The 476-nt window shown below is 69.1% G+C and carries 1 pseudogene; it reads right to left on the minus strand.

What is annotated here, in order from left to right:
* Positions 1 to 476 (minus strand): annotated as a pseudogene (locus tag IMZ11_RS43925) (acetyl-CoA C-acyltransferase); the annotation flags it as partial.

Consider the following 476-nt stretch of genomic DNA (forward strand, 5'->3'; position numbering starts at 1 on the left):
GGTGGCGGTGGCCACGATGCGGGCGCGCGGGGTCAGACCCTGGCTCTGCCCGGCTTTCTCGCTACCGATGAGCAGCAGGCCGGCGCCGTCGACGATGCCCGAGCTGTTGCCGCCGGTGTGTACGTGGTTGATCTTCTCGACGTAGTGGTACTTCTGCAGCGCCACGTCGTCGAAGCCACCCATCGCGCCCAGACCCTCGAACGCGGACTTGAGCTTGCCGAGGTCAGCCGCGGTGGTGCCGGGACGCATGTGCTCGTCGTGATCGAGGACCACGAGGCCGTTCTGATCCTTGACCGGGACGACCGACTTGGCGAAGTAGCCGCCGGACCAGGCTGCCGCCGCGCGCTCCTGCGACCGCGCCGCGTAGGCGTCGACGTCCTCGCGGGAGAAGCCCTCGATGGTGGCGATCAGGTCGGCGCCGATGCCCTGCGGGACGAAGCCGATGCGGTAGTTGGTCTCCGGGTCAGAGGCCCAGG

It is taken from the genome of Microtetraspora sp. AC03309 (assembly GCF_020826795.1).
In the GTDB taxonomy this organism is placed as follows: domain Bacteria; phylum Actinomycetota; class Actinomycetes; order Streptosporangiales; family Streptosporangiaceae; genus Microtetraspora; species Microtetraspora glauca.